At 69.8% G+C, this 15,477-nt stretch carries 15 protein-coding genes; 10 read left to right on the forward strand and 5 right to left on the reverse strand.

Features of this window, described 5'->3' with window-relative positions:
• Positions 1-16 precede the first annotated feature (16 nt).
• Complete coding sequence (gene thrB, locus COA07_RS06840) at positions 17-970, forward strand: homoserine kinase (protein WP_066712392.1); 954 nt, start codon at positions 17-19, stop codon at positions 968-970.
• Positions 967-1,428, forward strand: a complete 462-nt coding sequence (gene rnhA, locus COA07_RS06845; RefSeq protein WP_066712389.1) for a ribonuclease HI — start codon at positions 967-969, stop codon at positions 1,426-1,428. The genes thrB and rnhA overlap by 4 nt, the downstream gene beginning before the upstream one ends.
• 2 nt (positions 1,429-1,430) lie before the next feature.
• Here rnhA and COA07_RS06850 read toward each other — a convergent pair whose 3' ends face one another.
• Positions 1,431-2,513 carry an NAD(P)/FAD-dependent oxidoreductase gene (locus COA07_RS06850; RefSeq protein ID WP_066712383.1) on the reverse strand — a complete coding sequence of 361 codons (1,083 nt, stop codon included), beginning with the start codon at positions 2,511-2,513 and terminating at the stop codon, positions 1,431-1,433.
• Entirely contained in the window at positions 2,510-3,463 is a 954-nt protein-coding gene (locus tag COA07_RS06855; RefSeq protein ID WP_245842048.1) for an alpha/beta fold hydrolase, read from the reverse strand. Before COA07_RS06855 ends, COA07_RS06850 begins: the two co-directional genes overlap by 4 nt.
• Positions 3,464-3,510: 47 nt before the next feature.
• On the opposite strand from COA07_RS06855, the gene COA07_RS06860 reads away from it, so the two are divergent.
• From COA07_RS06860 to COA07_RS18560, 8 genes are read left to right on the forward strand one after another with little or no spacing between them, the layout of a single operon-like run.
• The gene (locus tag COA07_RS06860; RefSeq protein ID WP_066714024.1) at positions 3,511-3,987 is read left to right on the forward strand and encodes an A24 family peptidase; all 477 of its coding nucleotides are present in this window, start codon (positions 3,511-3,513) and stop codon (positions 3,985-3,987) included.
• 51 nt (positions 3,988-4,038) lie between these two features.
• Positions 4,039-5,061, forward strand: coding sequence for a Flp pilus assembly protein CpaB (gene cpaB, locus COA07_RS06865; RefSeq protein WP_096640661.1), 1,023 nt, complete (start codon positions 4,039-4,041; stop codon positions 5,059-5,061).
• A 1-nt stretch (position 5,062) separates the two neighbouring features.
• Complete coding sequence (locus tag COA07_RS06870) at positions 5,063-6,730, forward strand: type II and III secretion system protein family protein (protein ID WP_096640663.1); 1,668 nt, start codon at positions 5,063-5,065, stop codon at positions 6,728-6,730.
• A gap of 18 nt (positions 6,731-6,748) precedes the next feature.
• Positions 6,749-7,402: a CpaD family pilus assembly protein gene (locus COA07_RS06875; protein WP_066711434.1), complete on the forward strand. Its 654-nt coding sequence runs from the start codon at positions 6,749-6,751 to the stop codon at positions 7,400-7,402.
• Positions 7,399-8,685 carry a CpaE/TadZ family protein gene (locus tag COA07_RS06880; protein ID WP_066711433.1) on the forward strand — a complete coding sequence of 429 codons (1,287 nt, stop codon included), beginning with the start codon at positions 7,399-7,401 and terminating at the stop codon, positions 8,683-8,685. Before COA07_RS06875 ends, COA07_RS06880 begins: the two co-directional genes overlap by 4 nt.
• Positions 8,686-8,719: 34 nt before the next feature.
• Positions 8,720-9,688, forward strand: coding sequence for a type II secretion system F family protein (locus COA07_RS06885; RefSeq protein ID WP_066711432.1), 969 nt, complete (start codon positions 8,720-8,722; stop codon positions 9,686-9,688).
• A 3-nt stretch (positions 9,689-9,691) separates the two neighbouring features.
• Positions 9,692-10,696, forward strand: a complete 1,005-nt coding sequence (locus COA07_RS06890; protein ID WP_066711431.1) for a type II secretion system F family protein — start codon at positions 9,692-9,694, stop codon at positions 10,694-10,696.
• Positions 10,697-10,753: 57 nt separating this feature from the next.
• Complete coding sequence (locus tag COA07_RS18560) at positions 10,754-11,095, forward strand: hypothetical protein (RefSeq protein ID WP_066711430.1); 342 nt, start codon at positions 10,754-10,756, stop codon at positions 11,093-11,095.
• A 522-nt stretch (positions 11,096-11,617) separates the two neighbouring features.
• Here COA07_RS18560 and COA07_RS06900 read toward each other — a convergent pair.
• Genes COA07_RS06900 through ppdK form a run of 3 tightly spaced genes read right to left on the reverse strand, consistent with a single transcriptional unit; the run spans position 11,618 to position 15,426 of the window.
• Positions 11,618-12,148: a DUF1254 domain-containing protein gene (locus COA07_RS06900; protein ID WP_066711429.1), complete on the reverse strand. Its 531-nt coding sequence runs from the start codon at positions 12,146-12,148 to the stop codon at positions 11,618-11,620.
• Complete coding sequence (locus tag COA07_RS06905) at positions 12,145-12,714, reverse strand: DUF1214 domain-containing protein (protein WP_066711428.1); 570 nt, start codon at positions 12,712-12,714, stop codon at positions 12,145-12,147. The genes COA07_RS06900 and COA07_RS06905 overlap by 4 nt, the downstream gene beginning before the upstream one ends.
• A gap of 18 nt (positions 12,715-12,732) precedes the next feature.
• Positions 12,733-15,426 carry a pyruvate, phosphate dikinase gene (gene ppdK, locus COA07_RS06910; RefSeq protein ID WP_066711427.1) on the reverse strand — a complete coding sequence of 898 codons (2,694 nt, stop codon included), beginning with the start codon at positions 15,424-15,426 and terminating at the stop codon, positions 12,733-12,735.
• Between the last annotated feature and the right edge of the window lie 51 nt (positions 15,427-15,477).

Genomic DNA, 15,477 nt, shown 5'->3' on the forward strand with positions numbered 1-15,477 from the left:
GCCGGCGGGACGATTCATGGCAGTCTATACACAGGTTTCCGCGGAGGCGCTGGCCGCCTTCCTCACGCGCTACGACGTCGGCGAACTGGTGTCCGCCAAGGGCATCGCCGAGGGCGTGGAGAACAGCAACTATCTGGTCGATACCACGACCGCGCGCTTCATCCTGACGCTGTACGAAAAGCGCGTGTCGGCGGACGATCTGCCGTTCTTCATGACGCTGCTCGATCATCTCGCCGCCAGGGGGCTGCCCGTGCCGCCCGCGATCAAGGATCGTGCGGGCGTGGAGATCCAGGAACTGGAAGGCCGCCCGGCCTGCCTCATCAAGTTCCTGACCGGCGTGTCGGTGTCGCACCCCACCGCGGCGCAGGCACTGGCGGCGGCGCGCGCGCTGGCGGACATGCATATGGCGGTCGCCGATTTCGCGCCGACGCGCGCCAATTCGATGGGCATCGCCACCTGGCGCCCGCTGCTGGAACGGATGGGCGCCGACGTGGATACGATCGCCCCCGGCCTGTTCGCACAGGTCGACGCGGCGCTGCGCGAGGTCGAGGCCGCGTGGCCCGCCACGCTGCCGGTCGGCGCGATCCATGCCGATCTGTTCCCCGACAACGTCCTGATGCTGGGCGATACGGTCAGCGGGCTGATCGACTTCTATTTCGCGTGCACCGACGTGCGCGCCTATGATCTGGCGATCATGCATTCGGCCTGGACGTTCGATTCGACCGGCCGGACCGCCGACGCGGCGATCGGCGCCGCGCTGTTGGCGGGTTATGCCGAGCGGATCGCGCTGTCCGCGGCGGAACGCGCCGCGCTGCCGGTGCTGGCGCAGGGCGCGTGCATCCGCTTCCTGCTCAGCCGCGCGTGGGACTGGCTGCATACCCCGGCCGATGCGCTGGTGATGCGCAAGGACCCGCTCGCCTATGCGCGGCGGCTCGACTGGTATCGCGCCCATCCCGGAGCCTTCGCATGAGCGGCGGCGAGGAACTGACGCTGGTGGAGATCGCCACCGACGGCGCGTGCAAGGGCAATCCCGGCCCCGGCGGCTGGGGCGTGCTGATCCGCGCCGGCGCGCATGAGAAGGAACTGTCGGGCGGCGAGCCGCTGACCACCAACAATCGTATGGAGTTGATGGCCGCGATCGAGGGGCTGAACGCGCTGACCCGCCCTTGCCGGGTCCGCCTGTCCACCGACAGCCGCTACGTCATGGACGGGCTGACCAAGTGGATCCACGGCTGGCAGAAGAACGGCTGGAAGACCGCCGACAAGAAGCCGGTGAAGAACGCCGAACTGTGGCAGGCGCTGCTGGAGGCATCGCGCCGCCACCGCGTCGAATGGACCTGGGTGAAGGGCCATGCCGGCCACCCCGACAACGAACGCGCCGACCGGCTGGCCAGCGATGCCGCGGTGGCGGCGGGGGGCCGCCGCTAGGGTCACCTGAAGCGTGCGGGCGCGTACATCGTGGCGTCCACCCCCGCGGGCATCGCCCCCTGCCCCAGCAGCAGCGCGGCGCCGATCGCGGCGGCGGCCGGCGCGGTCTGGATGCCGAACCCGCCCTGCCCCGCGAACCAGAAGAAGCCCGGCGTGCGCGGATCGGCGCCGTAGACCGGCAGCCGATCGGGCGCGAAGGATCGCAGCCCCGCCCAGCGCCGCTCCACGCGCGTGACGCGCCAGTCGACCGCACCTTCGAACCGGTCGATCGCGATCGCGACGTCGATCTCCTCGGGCGCGACGTCGTGCGGATCCACCGGATGTTCGTCGTGCGGGCTGAGCCACAGCTTACCGCCCGCCTCCGGCTTGAAATAGAAATTGCCGGACAGGTGGTTGACGAACGGCATCCCCGCGGGCGCCGCCGGATCCGTGGCCAGCTGCATCATGGTGCGGCGATACGGGCGGATCCCCAGCGGCCGCGCCCCGGCCATGCCCGCTACCGCATCGGCCCAGGCGCCAGCGGCATCGACCAGCACGTCGGCCGCGAAATGGCGCCCGTCGCGCATCGCCAGCTGCCATGCGCCGCCGTGCCGCTCCGCCGCCACCATTTGCGCGCCGGTGACCAGCTGCGCCCCCGCGCGGCGCGCATCGGCCAGTGCATCGGCATGGAGCCGGCCGACGTCGATATAGGCGCAGCTCGGCTCCCACACGCCCAGCGTCCATCCCTCGCGCAGCCCCGGCACGCGCGCGGCGGGGTCGACCGGCTCCAGCGCCACCGGCGTGTCTGCGAACTCCGCCAGCAGCGCCGCCGCCGCGCCTTCGTCCGCGCCCGCGCGCCCGATGTGCAGCGCGCCCAGCGGATCGAGATAGCCGCCATCGCGCAGCGGCGCCTGCGACGCGGTGGTCAGCGGCTGGATGCCCGCACCGCCATAGGTTTCTGACCAGAAGGCCGCCGACCGCCCGGTCGCGTGATAGCCGGGGGTATCCTCCCCCTCCAGCAGCAGCAAGCGCGCGCGCGCGCCGATCGCGGCGGCCAGCGTCGCGCCGGCGATCCCCGCGCCGACGATCGCGATGTCATGGGTCATGCCGCGGGCGCCCGCTCGGCCAGGAACGTGTCGATCGCCGCCAGCGCGCGGTCGCGCACCGCGTCGCGTTCGCGCAGGATTTCATGCGCGGCGTCGGGAAAGCGGATCGTGCGCGCATCGGGCAGCCGCGCGGTGGTCGCGATCGCGGCATGCGGATCGACCAGCGCATCGCGATCCGCGACCAGCGTCAGCACCGGCGTCGCCACCCGCGCCAGCCGCGGGTCGGCGCGCAGCGCGGCGGTGCCCGCGAACGCCTGCGCCAGCCACGCCCAGCTCGGCGGGCCGAGCTTCAGCGACGGATCGTGCGCGAACCACCATGCCTCATCGTCATAACGGTCCGAATCGCCGGTCAGCAGCGCGCGGCGATCGGGCGCGCCGGGGCGCTCGCCCTTCCACGCCGCGCGCGCGGGATTACCCATTGCGGCGATAACGCGCGCCGCCAGTCCGCCGATCCGCGCGCCCACGGGGGAGCGCAGCCCCAGCATCGGCGCGACCAGCACCGCCGCGTCCGGCGCGACGCGCCCCTCCACCATCGCGCGCAGCGCCAGATAGCCGCCCATCGAATGGCCCATCAGCACCGCCGGCCCGGCGCGTTCCGCCCGCCAGTCGCGCCAGAAGTCCGCCAGATCGTCGATCCATGGCGCGAACGACGCGCAATGGCCGACATGGGGGTCGGCGCCCAGCCGCCCCGATCCCCCCTGCCCGCGCCAGTCGAACGCGGTCACCGACCAGCCGGCGGCGTGCCAGTGATCGAAACATTCCAGATACTTCTCGAACATGTCGGCACGGCCGGCCTGGAACAGAATCGCACCGCGACCCGCCCCGTCACGGTCGAACCGCCGCACGGCCCAGCCGTCCGCCGCGCGCCAGTGCGTCACGCGCGCGTCGGGCGGGATCGCGCGCGCCACCCGCGGCATCGGCGAGGGCGCAAGGGCGGTCTGGATGGTCATCGGGCGTGGTTACGGTTTCTCAAACCCTGTCGTCTAGCGGTCGTCGCATGGGATGGAACATTCTTTCCTGGGCGTTGCCCGCGATCATGGCGCTGCTGCTGCTGTCGGCGGGGATCCAGGATGCGCGCACGCGGGAGATCGCCAACTGGAAGAACGCCGCGATCGCGCTGATGGCGCCATTGTGGTGGGTGGCGATCGGGCTGGACCCATGGCCCGGCATGGCGATCCAGCTGGGCGTCGCCGCGTTCGTGTTCGCCTTGTTCGTCGGCGCCTTCGCGATCGGCCAGATGGGCGGGGGCGATGTGAAGCTGATCGGCGCACTGGCGCTGTGGCTGGCGCCGTTCCGGCTGCTCGACATGCTGCTGATGATGTCGCTGGCGGGCGGCGCGCTGACGATCGTGTTCATGATCGAACGACGCTGGCGCCCGCGCGAGGGGCCGGTCGAGGTCCCCTATGGCGTGGCCATCGCGGTGGCCGGGCTGCTGATGTTTCGCGAACCGCTTCTTAACCAGTTTACCCAATAATCGCCTGAAATCTTTCAACGACCTGGCGCGAACCCGAGGGACAAGGATCAGATGGACAGTCGCAAGGTGATGATGCTGCTGGGGGCGTTGCTGGTGGCCGCGGTGACCGCGTTCGCCGCGCGTTCGCTGGTGGCGGGCGCCGCCGCGCCGGAGGCCGCGGCCGCCGCGCCGGTGGTCATCGACGGGCCGGAGGTGCTGGTCGCCACCCGCGCGCTGCCGGTCGGCACGATCCTGGATGCGACCGCGCTGAAGTTCCAGCCGTGGCCCAAGGATCTGGTCGAGAACGCCTATTTCAAGCGGGAGGGCACCGATCTGTCGAAGCTGATCGGCACCGTCGTGCGCCTGCCGGTGACCGCCGGACAGCCGGTGACGCAGGGCCAGCTGGTCAAGCCGGGCGACCGCGGCTTCCTGGCCGCCGCGCTCGGCCCGGGGATGCGCGCAGTGACGGTGCCGGTGTCGGCGCAGACGTCGGTCGCGGGCTTCGTGTTTCCGGGCGACCATATCGACCTGATCCTGACCCAGTCGGTCAGCGCCAACGACGGCCCCGCGCTGAAGACCAGCGAGACGGTCGTGCGCAACCTGCGCGTTCTGGCCACCGATCAGCGGACCAGCGACGACAAGGACGATCAGGGCAATACCGTCGTGCGCACCTTCTCGACCGTCACGGTCGAGGCGACGCCGCGCATCGCCGAACAGATCGCGGTCGCGCAGACCATCGGCACGCTGTCGCTGTCGCTGCGCTCGATCGCGGACAATGCGTCCGAACTCGAACAGGCGATCGCATCGGGGGCCGCCAGCGTCGGCGACGGCAAGGATCCGCGCGCCGAAAAGGCGATGATCGACAAGCTGGCGAACACGCCGCAGGCCGGCAACGCCACCTATGTCGTCGGCGCCGACGTGTCGCGGTTCCAGCGCCGCTCGGTCCCGTCGCTGGTGGCCCCGGCCGCCGGCACGGCGGTCACCGGCACCGCCGGTCCGGGCAGCGGCGTGCCGGGCGCACCCATCGTGGGGCCGGTCGTCCGCGTCACCCGCGGCAACAGCGTGACCGAGGTTCCGGTCGGGGGGAAGAATTAAGATGCGTGTCACCAGCCCGCTTGCCCATGGCATCGCGCTCGCCGCGATGACCGTCGGTGCGATCCTGCCCGCCGCCACCGCCGGCGCCGCGCCCGCGGTGCGCCACAACGGCACCGGCCGCGCCGCGCGCGTCGGCCCGCCGCCGCCCGGCGTCACCAAGCCGGCGGTCGAAAAGTGGCTGTCGATCGGCGAGGGCGAACTGATCACCCTGCCCGCCAGCGTGGTCGACGTGTGGACGTCGAACCCCGACGTCGCCGACGTCTATGTCGCCAACCCGCGCCAGATCCATCTGTTCGGCAAGGGCTTCGGCGAATCGACGCTGTTCGCGACCGACAAGGCCGGCAACGTCGCCTATGCCGCGACGATCCGCGTGTCGCAGAATTCGACCTCGCTGGATCGCATGATGAAGGCCGCGATGCCGGAGGCCGACATCCATGTGACGCAGGTCGGGCAGATCGCGGTGCTGAACGGCACCGTCGCCTCCCCCGACGACAGCGCGCAGGCGCAGCGGCTGGTGACCAGCGCGCTCAACCCCGGCGTCGACGCGACCCAGCCCAACGCCGCGTTGAAGGTGATGGTGGTCAACCGCCTGCGCACCGCGACGCCGCTGCAGGTCAATCTGCAGGTGAAGTTCGCCGAGGTCAGCCGCACGTTCCTCAAGAACATCGGCGCCAACCTCCAGTCGGTCGACGGCACCGGCGGGTTTCAGTTCGGCGTCACCCGCGGGCGCGGCGCCGCGACGCAATACGTCCCCGGCGGGCCGCTGGGGGTCGGCTTCACGCAGGCGCCGCCGAACGGATCGCAGGTGACCAAGGGGTCGGAAAACTCGACCTTCGCGCTGGCAGGCAAGCTGCTGGGCCTCGACCTGCTCGGCGCGATCGACGCGGGCGAGACGATGGGTCAGGTGACGACGCTCGCCAACCCGAACCTGACCGCGCTGTCGGGTGAAACCGGCACCTTCCTGGCGGGCGGCGAAATCCCGATCCCGCTGGCGCAGGCGCTGGGCACCACCTCGGTCGAATACAAGCAGTTCGGCGTCAGCCTGGCCTATACGCCGACGGTGCTGTCCGATGGCCGCATCTCGCTGCGCGTCCGGCCGGAGGTGTCGCAGCTCGATTACGCCAATGCGATCACGATCAGCGGCGGGCGCGTGCCGGCGCTGACGACGCGGCGCGCCGAAACGACGGTCGAGCTGGGATCGGGGCAAAGCTTCATGATCGCCGGCCTGATGCAGAACATGCACAACAACAATTTCGACAAGACGCCGGGGCTGGGCAGCGTCCCGGTGCTGGGCGCGCTGTTCCGGTCGAACGCGTTCCAGCACAACGAAACCGAACTGGTGATCGTCATCACCCCGTATCTGGTGAAGCCGGTCAACGGCAACGACATCCGCCTGCCGACCGACGGCTATCGCGCGCCGGGCGACATGGAACGCCTGTTGCTGGGGTCGGTGGACGAAGGGCAGCGCGGGCTTGGCCGGCCCAAGCCGGTGATGCAGGTGGCCCCCGCCGGCACCGGCGCCGCGCCGGCGATCGGCGCGGCGGGCGACGTGCCCGTCCTGCCGGTCCCCAACCTCGATACCGGGACGCCCGCCGCCGTCGATCGCAAGGCGGCCAAGCCGGCCGATCGCCGGCCCGCCGCGGCCGCGCCCGGCTTCTCGGTCAACTGAGCTGAAAGGGATCCCATCATGTTGAAGCGCCCGATCCTTTTCGTCGCCCTTGCCGGCGCCGCGCTGCCGATGGCGGCGTGCGGCCCGGTCAACCGCGGGGTCGAATCGGTCAACCAGCCGGTCGTCACGCGCACCGATTACGTCTTCGACGTACAGACCGGCGGCGACGACGGCCTGTCGCCCGCGGAAACGCAGCGGCTGTACGGCTGGCTCGACGCGTTGCGGCTCGGTTATGGCGACAGCGTCGCGATCGACGATCCCAATGGCGCGGGCGCACCAGCGCATGGCGCGATCGCCGCCGCCGCGGCCCGCTACGGCCTGCTGCTGACCGCCGATGCGCCGGTCACCGGCGCGCCGGTCGCGCCGGGCACGGTTCGCGTCGTCGTCAGCCGCACGCGCGCCTCGGTGCCCAGCTGCAACGACCTGCGCCGCAATCTGGAACCGGCGTTCCAGCACGACAACACCACCGACTATGGCTGCGCGGTCAACGGCAATCTGGCCGCGATGGTCGCCAATCCCGCCGATCTGGTGCGCGGCAACGCCGGCAGCGGCGTCTACGACACGCAGATGGGCACGCGCGCCATCACCACGCTGCGCGCCGCGCAGCCGACCGGCGGCGGCGGCACCACGCTCCGTTCGGAATCGACCTCGCAGGGAGGAAGCAGCAAGTGAACGCACCCTGGAAACCGGGCGGCACGGGCACGCGCGCGCCGTTCCTCGCCTTCGCCTGCGACGATGCGTCGGTCGAGCTGCTGCGCCCGATCGCGTCCGAACTCGGCTGGCCGGCGGACAATGTCTACAAGGGCGGGCTGCGCAATGCGGTGCAGACGCTGTCGGTCACGTCCAGCCCGCAGGTGCTGTTCGTGGACCTGGCCGAATCGGGCGACCCGCTGGGCGACATCAACAGCCTGGCGGAAGTGTGCGAGCCGGGGACGGTCGTCATCGCCGCCGGGCAGGTCAACGACGTGCGGCTGTACCGCGATCTGGTCGCCAGCGGCATCCAGGACTATCTGCTCAAGCCGTTCAGCCCCGACATGGTGCGCGACGCCTTCTCCCAGGCGCATGCGATCGTCAGCGCGCCGAAGCTGGCCGAAGCGTCGCTGGACCGTCCGCATTGCGCGGTGGCGGTGATCGGCACGCGGGGCGGCGCGGGCGCCTCGACGGTGGCGACCTCGCTCGGCTGGCTGCTGAGCGAAAAGGGCAAGCGTTCGACCGCGCTGCTCGACCTCGACGTCCATTTCGGTACCGATGCGCTGGCGATGGACCTGGAGCCTGGCCGCGGCCTGACCGACGCGATCGAGAACCCCAGCCGCATCGACGGACTGTTCATCGAACGCGCGATGGTGCGCGCTTCGGAAAAGCTGTCGGTGCTGTCGGCCGAGGCGCCGATCAACACCCCGATCGTCACCGATGGCGCGGCCTTCTACCAGTTGCAGGAGGAGATGCGCGCCGCGTTCGAATGCACCGTCGTCGATCTGCCGCGGGGCATGCTGGTCCAGCATCCGCACCTGCTGTCGGATATCAACGCCGTGGTGCTGGTCACCGAACTGACGCTGGCGGCAGCACGCGACACGATCCGGCTGCTGTCGTGGCTGCGCACCCATGCGCCGCAGGTGCAGGTCACGGTGATGGCCAACCGCGTCCACGCCGGGCCGCAGCTGGAAATCTCACGCAAGGATTTCGAGGGGTCGATCGAACGCAAGATCGACGTGATGGTCCCGTTCGATCAGAAACTGGCCGCGCAGGCCGCCAAGCTGGGCAAGCCGCTGGCCGAGGCGGGCAAGGGCAGCAAGACCGTCGCCCCGCTGGCCGAGGTGGCCGACCGGGTGATCGCGATGACCGACGACGGCGCGTTCGACGGCGTCGGCGGCGGCAGCGCCAAGGGCGCATCGCTGCTGTCCAAGTTCGCGGGCCTGAAGGGGCTGGTGGGCAAGAAGGGCGCGAAGGCCAAGTGATGGCCCGCGGGGGAGCCTGGCGGCGATGACACCGATGATCTCCCTGCTGCTGCTTGCGCTCGGCGGGCTGCTGACGGTCGGGCTGGTCGTGCTCGCCTTCGCCGGTCCGTCATCGGACAAGGCCAGCGCCCGCCGGCTGGTGGCGGTGCGCGAACGCCATGTCGTGACGCAGGCCAGCGCGATGGAGGCGCAGATGCGCCGCATCACCGGGCGCAGCGCGTCGCGCGCCGACCTGGCGGCGATGCGCTTCTTCCCCAAGCCCGCGGAGCTTCAGAAGCGGCTCGACATGACCGGAAAGAGCTGGACCGTCGGCCAATATGCCTCCGCCACGGTGGGGCTGGCGGTGCTGGTGACGGCGCTGCTGTCGCTGCGCGGGCTACCGTTCCTGCTGGCGATGTTCCTGGGGATCGCGCTGGGCGCGTTCATCCCGCATATGGTGATCGGCAAGCTCATCAAGGGGCGCATCGGCAAGTTCAACGCCAAGTTCCCCGACGCGATCGAGCTGCTGGTGCGCGGTCTTCGTTCGGGCCTGCCGATCTCGGAGACGATGCAGGTCGTCGCCGCCGAGGTTCCCGGCCCGGTGGGTGAGGAATTCCGTTCGGTGTCGGACAAGATGAAGATCGGCCGTTCGATGGACGTCGCGCTTCAGGAAACCGCCGACCGGCTGGGCACGCCCGAATTCCAGTTCTTCTGCATCACCATCGCGATCCAGCGCGAAACCGGCGGCAACCTGGCCGAAACGCTCCAGAACCTGGCCACCGTGCTGCGCCAGCGCGCGCAGATGAAGCTGAAGATCAAGGCGATGTCGTCGGAATCGAAGGCGTCGGCCTATATCATCGGGTCGCTGCCGTTCATCGTCTTCGGGCTGATCTACATGATCAACCCGCCGTACATGCTGGGCTTTTTCAGCGACATCCGCCTGATGGTGATCGGCGGAGGGGGCATGTGCTGGATGGCGCTGGGCGCGTTCATCATGTCCAAGATGATCAGTTTCGAGATCTGAGCCATGGAACCTGCCGCCCGCCCGATCCTGCTCGGCCTCGACGCCGTCACGCTCGCCACCCTGCTGTCCGCGGTCGCCGCGGCGGCGGTGTTCGTCGCGATCTTCGCCGCGATCAGCGTGCGCGATCCGATGACGCGCCGGGTCAAGGCGCTCAACGACCGGCGTGAACAGCTGAAGGCGGGCATCACCGCCTCCACCAGCAGGCGACGTGCGAAGCTGGTGCGCCAGAACGCCACCACCGACCGGCTGCGCAATGTCCTGTCGTCGCTGCGCGTGCTGCAGGACGAACAGGTCAAGGTCGCACAGCTCAAGCTGATGCAGGCCGGCATCCGCAAGAAGGAATGGGCGGTCGCGGTCATCTTCGGCCGGCTGATCCTGCCGATCGTGTTCGGCGGGCTGATGATCGTCTACGTCTACCTGCTCGATGCCTTTCCGGACTGGAGCGCGATCAAGCGCTATGCGCTGGTCGCGGTGACGCTGATCCTGTCGTACAAGGCGCCCGACCTGTACCTCACCAACCGCATCAACAAGCGCAGCGCGGAAATCCGCAAGGGGCTGCCCGATGCGCTTGACCTGCTGGTGATCTGCGCGGAGGCGGGGTTAACCGTCGACGCGGCGTTCCACCGCGTGTCGAAGGAGCTGGGCAAGGCCTATCCCGAACTGGGCGAGGAATTCGCGCTGACCGCGATCGAGCTGGGCTTCCTGACCGACCGGCGCCAGGCGTTCGAGAACCTGGCCACGCGCGTCCATCTGGATGCGGTGAAGGGTGTCGTCACGACGATGATCCAGACCGAGAAATACGGCACCCCGCTGGCCAGCGCGCTGCGCGTGCTGTCGGCGGAGTTCCGCAACGAACGCATGATGCGCGCCGAGGAAAAGGCCGCGCGCCTGCCCGCGATCATGACGGTGCCGCTGATCCTGTTCATCCTGCCGGTGCTGTTCGTCGTCATCCTGGGTCCGGCGGCCTGTTCGATCAACGACAGCTTCATCAACAACGGCCCCAAATAGGTCCGCGGGAACGCGCTTCCTCCCCTGTCGTTGTGACGGCGTAACAGGGAGGAAGCGATGCTGTTCACCACCCCCACGCAATATATCGCGCTGGCGATCGCACTCGTCGCCGGCTGGCTCTTCGGCCTCGCCAGCCATCCGGGCGGCAAGAAATGGAAGGCGCGCTACGCCGCCGAACGCGATGCCCATGCCGCCACGACGAAGCGGATCGCCGAACTGGAACGCGACAACGCCCGCCTGGTGAAGGAGCATGCCGCGATCGAGGAACGCCGGGTGGCGGAGGAGCGCGCGGTCGTGCAGGAACGTCCGGTCGTCGAGGAGCGGATCGTCCACGACGATCGCCCGCTCGCCCGCCCCGCCGCCGAGCCGGCCTATCGCGACGACCGCACGGTGATCTGAACGTGGGTGGTGCGGGCGTGATGGTGGATCAACGTCCCGCCATCATCCGCCCTCGCGGATGATCGAGTCGTCAGCCCCGCACGTGCCTGATAGTTTCGTGAATTCGGAACCGCTGCTCCAGCAAAGTCCGTCACCCCGGACTTGTTCCGGGGTCCACCGCTCCGTACCTCCAGCCGCCAGCGCGTAAACCGCGCGGTGGATGCCGGAACAAGGCTCTCCTGAGCGAAGCCGAAGGGTCCGGCATGACGATGAGAGCTTTCGCAGCCGCCCCATGCTGCCGTAACGTTATGATCGAGGCACTAGAGCGGTTTGCGATCAGGTTGAATTATCGGCACGGAGGCGTTGTCGCTTCGGTGCAAGGCGCGCGGAGGGAGCGATGCCAAGGCATCGTGACCGACAAGCAACGCCGCAACGGATCGACAGCGCCCCGCCGCGAAGCGGGCGCCCGCAGGGCGATGGCGGTGGTTCAACCTGGTCGGAAACCGCTCTAGCCGCGATCAGCCCATCTCCCCCACACCCCGCTCACCCCGCAGCCGCCACCCCACATGTCGACACGCGCCGCGCCTGATCGACCAGCGCAAACCGCGCGCGGTCGTCGATCAGGATGCGGATCAGCGCCACGCCATGCCCGCCGGGCACCAGCACGCCGGTATAGCCAGCCGGCACCGCCTGCCCCGGCATCACCAGCGCGACGCGGATCGGCGCGTTGCCCGCCTCCACATTGTTGCGCACGAACGCGACGTCGGTGTTGGCGCCGAACACCGACAGCGACCAGTAGCGCGCGGGCACCGGGGCGACATCGACCAGTACGGGCGCTTTCGATGCATCGAACACGCAGCTGGAATAGGCCAGGTCCGGGCTGGGCCGCACCACCGCGCGCGACGCGGCGGTCGCCAGCGGGGCGTGCGCGAAGCGATTGACCCCGCCCAGTTTCTCCAGCCGCCGTTCCGCCGCCGCCATCAGCATCGTCGGCGCGCGGCGCAGCGTCACGACATAGGCGAGCGCGGCGACCAGCAGCCCCGCGACGATCGGCCAGCGCCAGTTGCGGATCATGCGCAGGCCTCCTTCCGGATCGAGGGCAATTGATCGCGCGCCGGGCTGGTGCGTCCCGCATCTGCGGGCAGATAGGTGCGCAGCGTCAGTTCGAACCGGTCGAGCTTCGCGGTCGGCAGCCAGTGCCCCGGCTGCGGCGTCGGCGCGATCAGCACCGTCCACCGCTCCTGCTCCGCCGGGGACAGCGACGCGCTGCCGATCGAATAGGGGCCGTCGCCGGCCAGATAGCCGGCGCCGTCGTACAGCGTCAGGCTCCACCACCGCGCCGGCAGCGCCCCGCCGGTCACGCGATACCGGCACCGCCCGTCCAGCGGACGGCCGGCGTCATCCGTGGCGGCGGTGTAATAACGCGCCTCGCGCGCGGGCAGCGCCAGCAGCCCGCGCAGCGCCACCACCGCGCGGGTGCGCGCGCTCTGGTCCTGCGATCCGAAATCGGTGCCGGTGCGCCACGCGCCGATCGCGGTGCCGGAGCCCAACGTCCCGGCCCGCACGACCCAGGCGGCGTAGAGGACGCCGACGATCAGCCCCAGCGCGATACAGATCAGATATCGCGCCCAGGGTTTCATCGTGCCGCTCCCGTCCGCTCAGCCCCTCGCCTTCAGCGCCGCCTGTGCGGCGGCCAGCCGTGCGATCGGCACACGGTAGGGCGAGGCGGACACGTAATCCAGCCCCACGCTTTCGCAGAAGGCGATCGACGCCGGGTCGCCGCCATGCTCGCCGCAGATGCCCAGCTTGATCGCCGGCCGCGTCGCGCGCCCGCGCTCCGCCGCCAGCGATACCAGCTCGCCCACGCCGTCGACGTCCAGGCTGACGAACGGATCCTTGGCGTAGATGCCCTTCTCGACATAGACGCCCAGGAAGCGCGCGGCATCGTCGCGGCTGACGCCCAGCGTCGTCTGCGTCAGGTCGTTGGTCCCGAACGAGAAGAATTCGCCCGTCTCGGCGATCTCGCCCGCCTTCAGCGCGGCGCGCGGCAGCTCGATCATCGTGCCGACCAGATAGTCGACCGTTCGCCCGCGCTCGGCGAACACCGCCTGCGCGGCGGCGTCGACCACCGTCTTCATCAGGTCCAGTTCGCGCTTGGTCGCGACCAGCGGGATCATCACTTCGGGGATCGGCGCCTCCCCGCTCTTCTCGGCGACGTCGATCGCCGCCTCGAAGATCGCGCGTGCCTGCATCTCGTAGATTTCGGGATAGGTCACGCCCAGCCGGCAGCCGCGATGGCCCAGCATCGGGTTGAATTCGTGCAGTTCGGCGGCGCGGCGCTTGAGCTGTTCGACGCCGACGCCCGCCGCGCTCGCCACCTCGGCGAACTCGTTTTCCTCATGCGGCAGGAATTCGTGCAGCGGCGGGTCGAGCAGCCGGACGGTGACCGGCAGGCCGGCCATCACCTCGAAGATCGCGGTGAAATCGGCGCGCTGTTCGGGCAACAGCTTTTCGAGCGCCGCGCGACGCCCCGCCTCGTCCTCGGCCAGGATCATCTGGCGCACCGCGGTGATGCGCGCGCCGTCGAAGAACATATGCTCGGTACGGCACAGCCCGACGCCCTCCGCGCCGAAATCACGCGCGGTGCGGCAGTCGAGCGGGGTTTCGGCGTTGGCCCGCACCTTCAGCCGGCGCACCCCGTCGGCCCATTCCATCAACGTGCCGAAATCGCCGGCCAGTTCGGGCTGGATCGTCGCGACCTCGCCCATCATCACCTCGCCGGTGCTGCCGTCGATGGTCAGCGTATCGCCCTCGCGCACCTCGCGGCCCGAAACGCGCGCGACCTTCGCCTTCGCGTCGATCGCCAGCGTCCCCGCACCCGACACGCACGGGCGGCCCATGCCGCGCGCGACGACCGCGGCGTGGCTGGTCATGCCCCCGCGCGCGGTCAGGATGCCCTTCGCCGCGTGCATCCCGTGGATGTCCTCCGGGCTGGTTTCGGTGCGCAGCAGGATCACCGCCTTGCCGTCCGCGGCCCAGCGTTCGGCGGTATCGGCGTCGAACACCGCCGCCCCGCTCGCTGCGCCGGGCGACGCGGGCAGCCCCTTGGTCAGGACGTCGCGATGCGCGTTCGGGTCCAGCGTCGGGTGGAGCAGCTGGTCCAGCGCCTGCGGCTCGACCCGCGCGATCGCCTCGTCGCGGGTGATGAGGCCTTCGTTCGCCATGTCGACCGCGATCTTCAGCGCCGCCTTGGCGGTGCGCTTACCCGACCGGGTCTGCAGCATCCACAGCTTGCCGCGCTCCACGGTGAACTCGATGTCCTGCATGTCGCGGTAATGCGTTTCCAGCCGGTCGAATACCGCCGCCAGCTCGGCATAGACCTCGGGCATCGCCTCTTCCATCGACGCGGGCTTGGCGCCGGCTTCCTCGCGCGCGGCGCGGGTCAGATATTGCGGGGTGCGGATGCCCGCCACCACGTCCTCGCCCTGCGCGTTGATCAGGAACTCGCCGTAATAGGCGCGGTCGCCCTTAGACGGATCGCGCGTGAAGGCGACGCCCGTCGCGGACGTGTCGCCCATGTTGCCGAACACCATCGCCTGCACGTTGACCGCGGTGCCCCAGTCGCCGGGAATGTCGTTCAGCCGGCGATAGACCTTGGCGCGTTCCGACTGCCACGATCCGAACACCGCGCCGACCGCGCCCCACAACTGGTCGTGCACGTCCTGCGGGAACGGCTTGCCCCATTCCGCCTCGACCAGCTTCTTGTATTCGGCGACCAGCGCGCGCAGGTCGTCCGCCGACAATTCGGTGTCGAGCGTGAAGCCGCGATCTTCCTTGGCGATTTCCAGCGCTTCCTCGAACGCGCCATGGTCCAGTTCCAGCACCACGTCGGCGTACATCTGGATGAAGCGGCGATAGCTGTCCCAGGCGAAGCGCGCATCGCCGCTCGCCGCGGCCAGCCCCTCGACCGTCGCATCGTTGAGGCCCAGGTTGAGGACGGTGTCCATCATCCCCGGCATCGACACGCGCGCACCGGAACGGACCGACACCAGCAGCGGATCGGCGGCATCGCCGAACGACTTGCCGGTCACCTGCTCGATATGCGCGATGCCATTGGCGACCTCGGCGCGCAGCGAGTCGGGGAACGCCTCCCCCTCCTCGTAATAACGGGTGCACATCGCGGTGGAGATGGTGAAGCCCGGCGGCACCGGCAGGTCGATCGACGCCATTTCGGCCAGGTTCGCGCCCTTGCCGCCCAGCAGGTTCTTGTCGCCCTTGCCGCCGTCGGACACGCCGCCGCCGAAGCGATAGACGTAGCGTGTATCCGTCGCTGCCCCAGCCGCCGTCGCCATGCGTTCGTCTCCTGTCCCTGTCCGTGCCGATGCCGTTTGCATCCGTGTCGT

This window comes from Sphingomonas adhaesiva, from assembly GCF_002374855.1.
GTDB classification, from domain to species: Bacteria; Pseudomonadota; Alphaproteobacteria; order Sphingomonadales; family Sphingomonadaceae; genus Sphingomonas; species Sphingomonas adhaesiva.

Excerpts from the sequence above, each read along its gene's own strand:
- thrB (WP_066712392.1), top strand. The coding sequence starts at position 17 with ATGGCAGTCTATACACAGGTTTCCGCGGAGGCGCTGGCCGCCTTCCTC.
- rnhA (WP_066712389.1), top strand. The coding sequence starts at position 967 with ATGAGCGGCGGCGAGGAACTGACGCTGGTGGAGATCGCCACCGACGGC.
- COA07_RS06850 (WP_066712383.1), bottom strand. The coding sequence starts at position 2,513 with ATGACCCATGACATCGCGATCGTCGGCGCGGGGATCGCCGGCGCGACG.
- COA07_RS06855 (WP_245842048.1), bottom strand. The coding sequence starts at position 3,463 with ATGACCATCCAGACCGCCCTTGCGCCCTCGCCGATGCCGCGGGTGGCG.
- COA07_RS06860 (WP_066714024.1), top strand. The coding sequence starts at position 3,511 with ATGGGATGGAACATTCTTTCCTGGGCGTTGCCCGCGATCATGGCGCTG.
- cpaB (WP_096640661.1), top strand. The coding sequence starts at position 4,039 with ATGGACAGTCGCAAGGTGATGATGCTGCTGGGGGCGTTGCTGGTGGCC.
- COA07_RS06870 (WP_096640663.1), top strand. The coding sequence starts at position 5,063 with ATGCGTGTCACCAGCCCGCTTGCCCATGGCATCGCGCTCGCCGCGATG.
- COA07_RS06875 (WP_066711434.1), top strand. The coding sequence starts at position 6,749 with ATGTTGAAGCGCCCGATCCTTTTCGTCGCCCTTGCCGGCGCCGCGCTG.
- COA07_RS06885 (WP_066711432.1), top strand. The coding sequence starts at position 8,720 with ATGATCTCCCTGCTGCTGCTTGCGCTCGGCGGGCTGCTGACGGTCGGG.
- COA07_RS06890 (WP_066711431.1), top strand. The coding sequence starts at position 9,692 with ATGGAACCTGCCGCCCGCCCGATCCTGCTCGGCCTCGACGCCGTCACG.
- COA07_RS18560 (WP_066711430.1), top strand. The coding sequence starts at position 10,754 with ATGCTGTTCACCACCCCCACGCAATATATCGCGCTGGCGATCGCACTC.
- COA07_RS06900 (WP_066711429.1), bottom strand. The coding sequence starts at position 12,148 with ATGATCCGCAACTGGCGCTGGCCGATCGTCGCGGGGCTGCTGGTCGCC.
- COA07_RS06905 (WP_066711428.1), bottom strand. The coding sequence starts at position 12,714 with ATGAAACCCTGGGCGCGATATCTGATCTGTATCGCGCTGGGGCTGATC.
- ppdK (WP_066711427.1), bottom strand. The coding sequence starts at position 15,426 with ATGGCGACGGCGGCTGGGGCAGCGACGGATACACGCTACGTCTATCGC.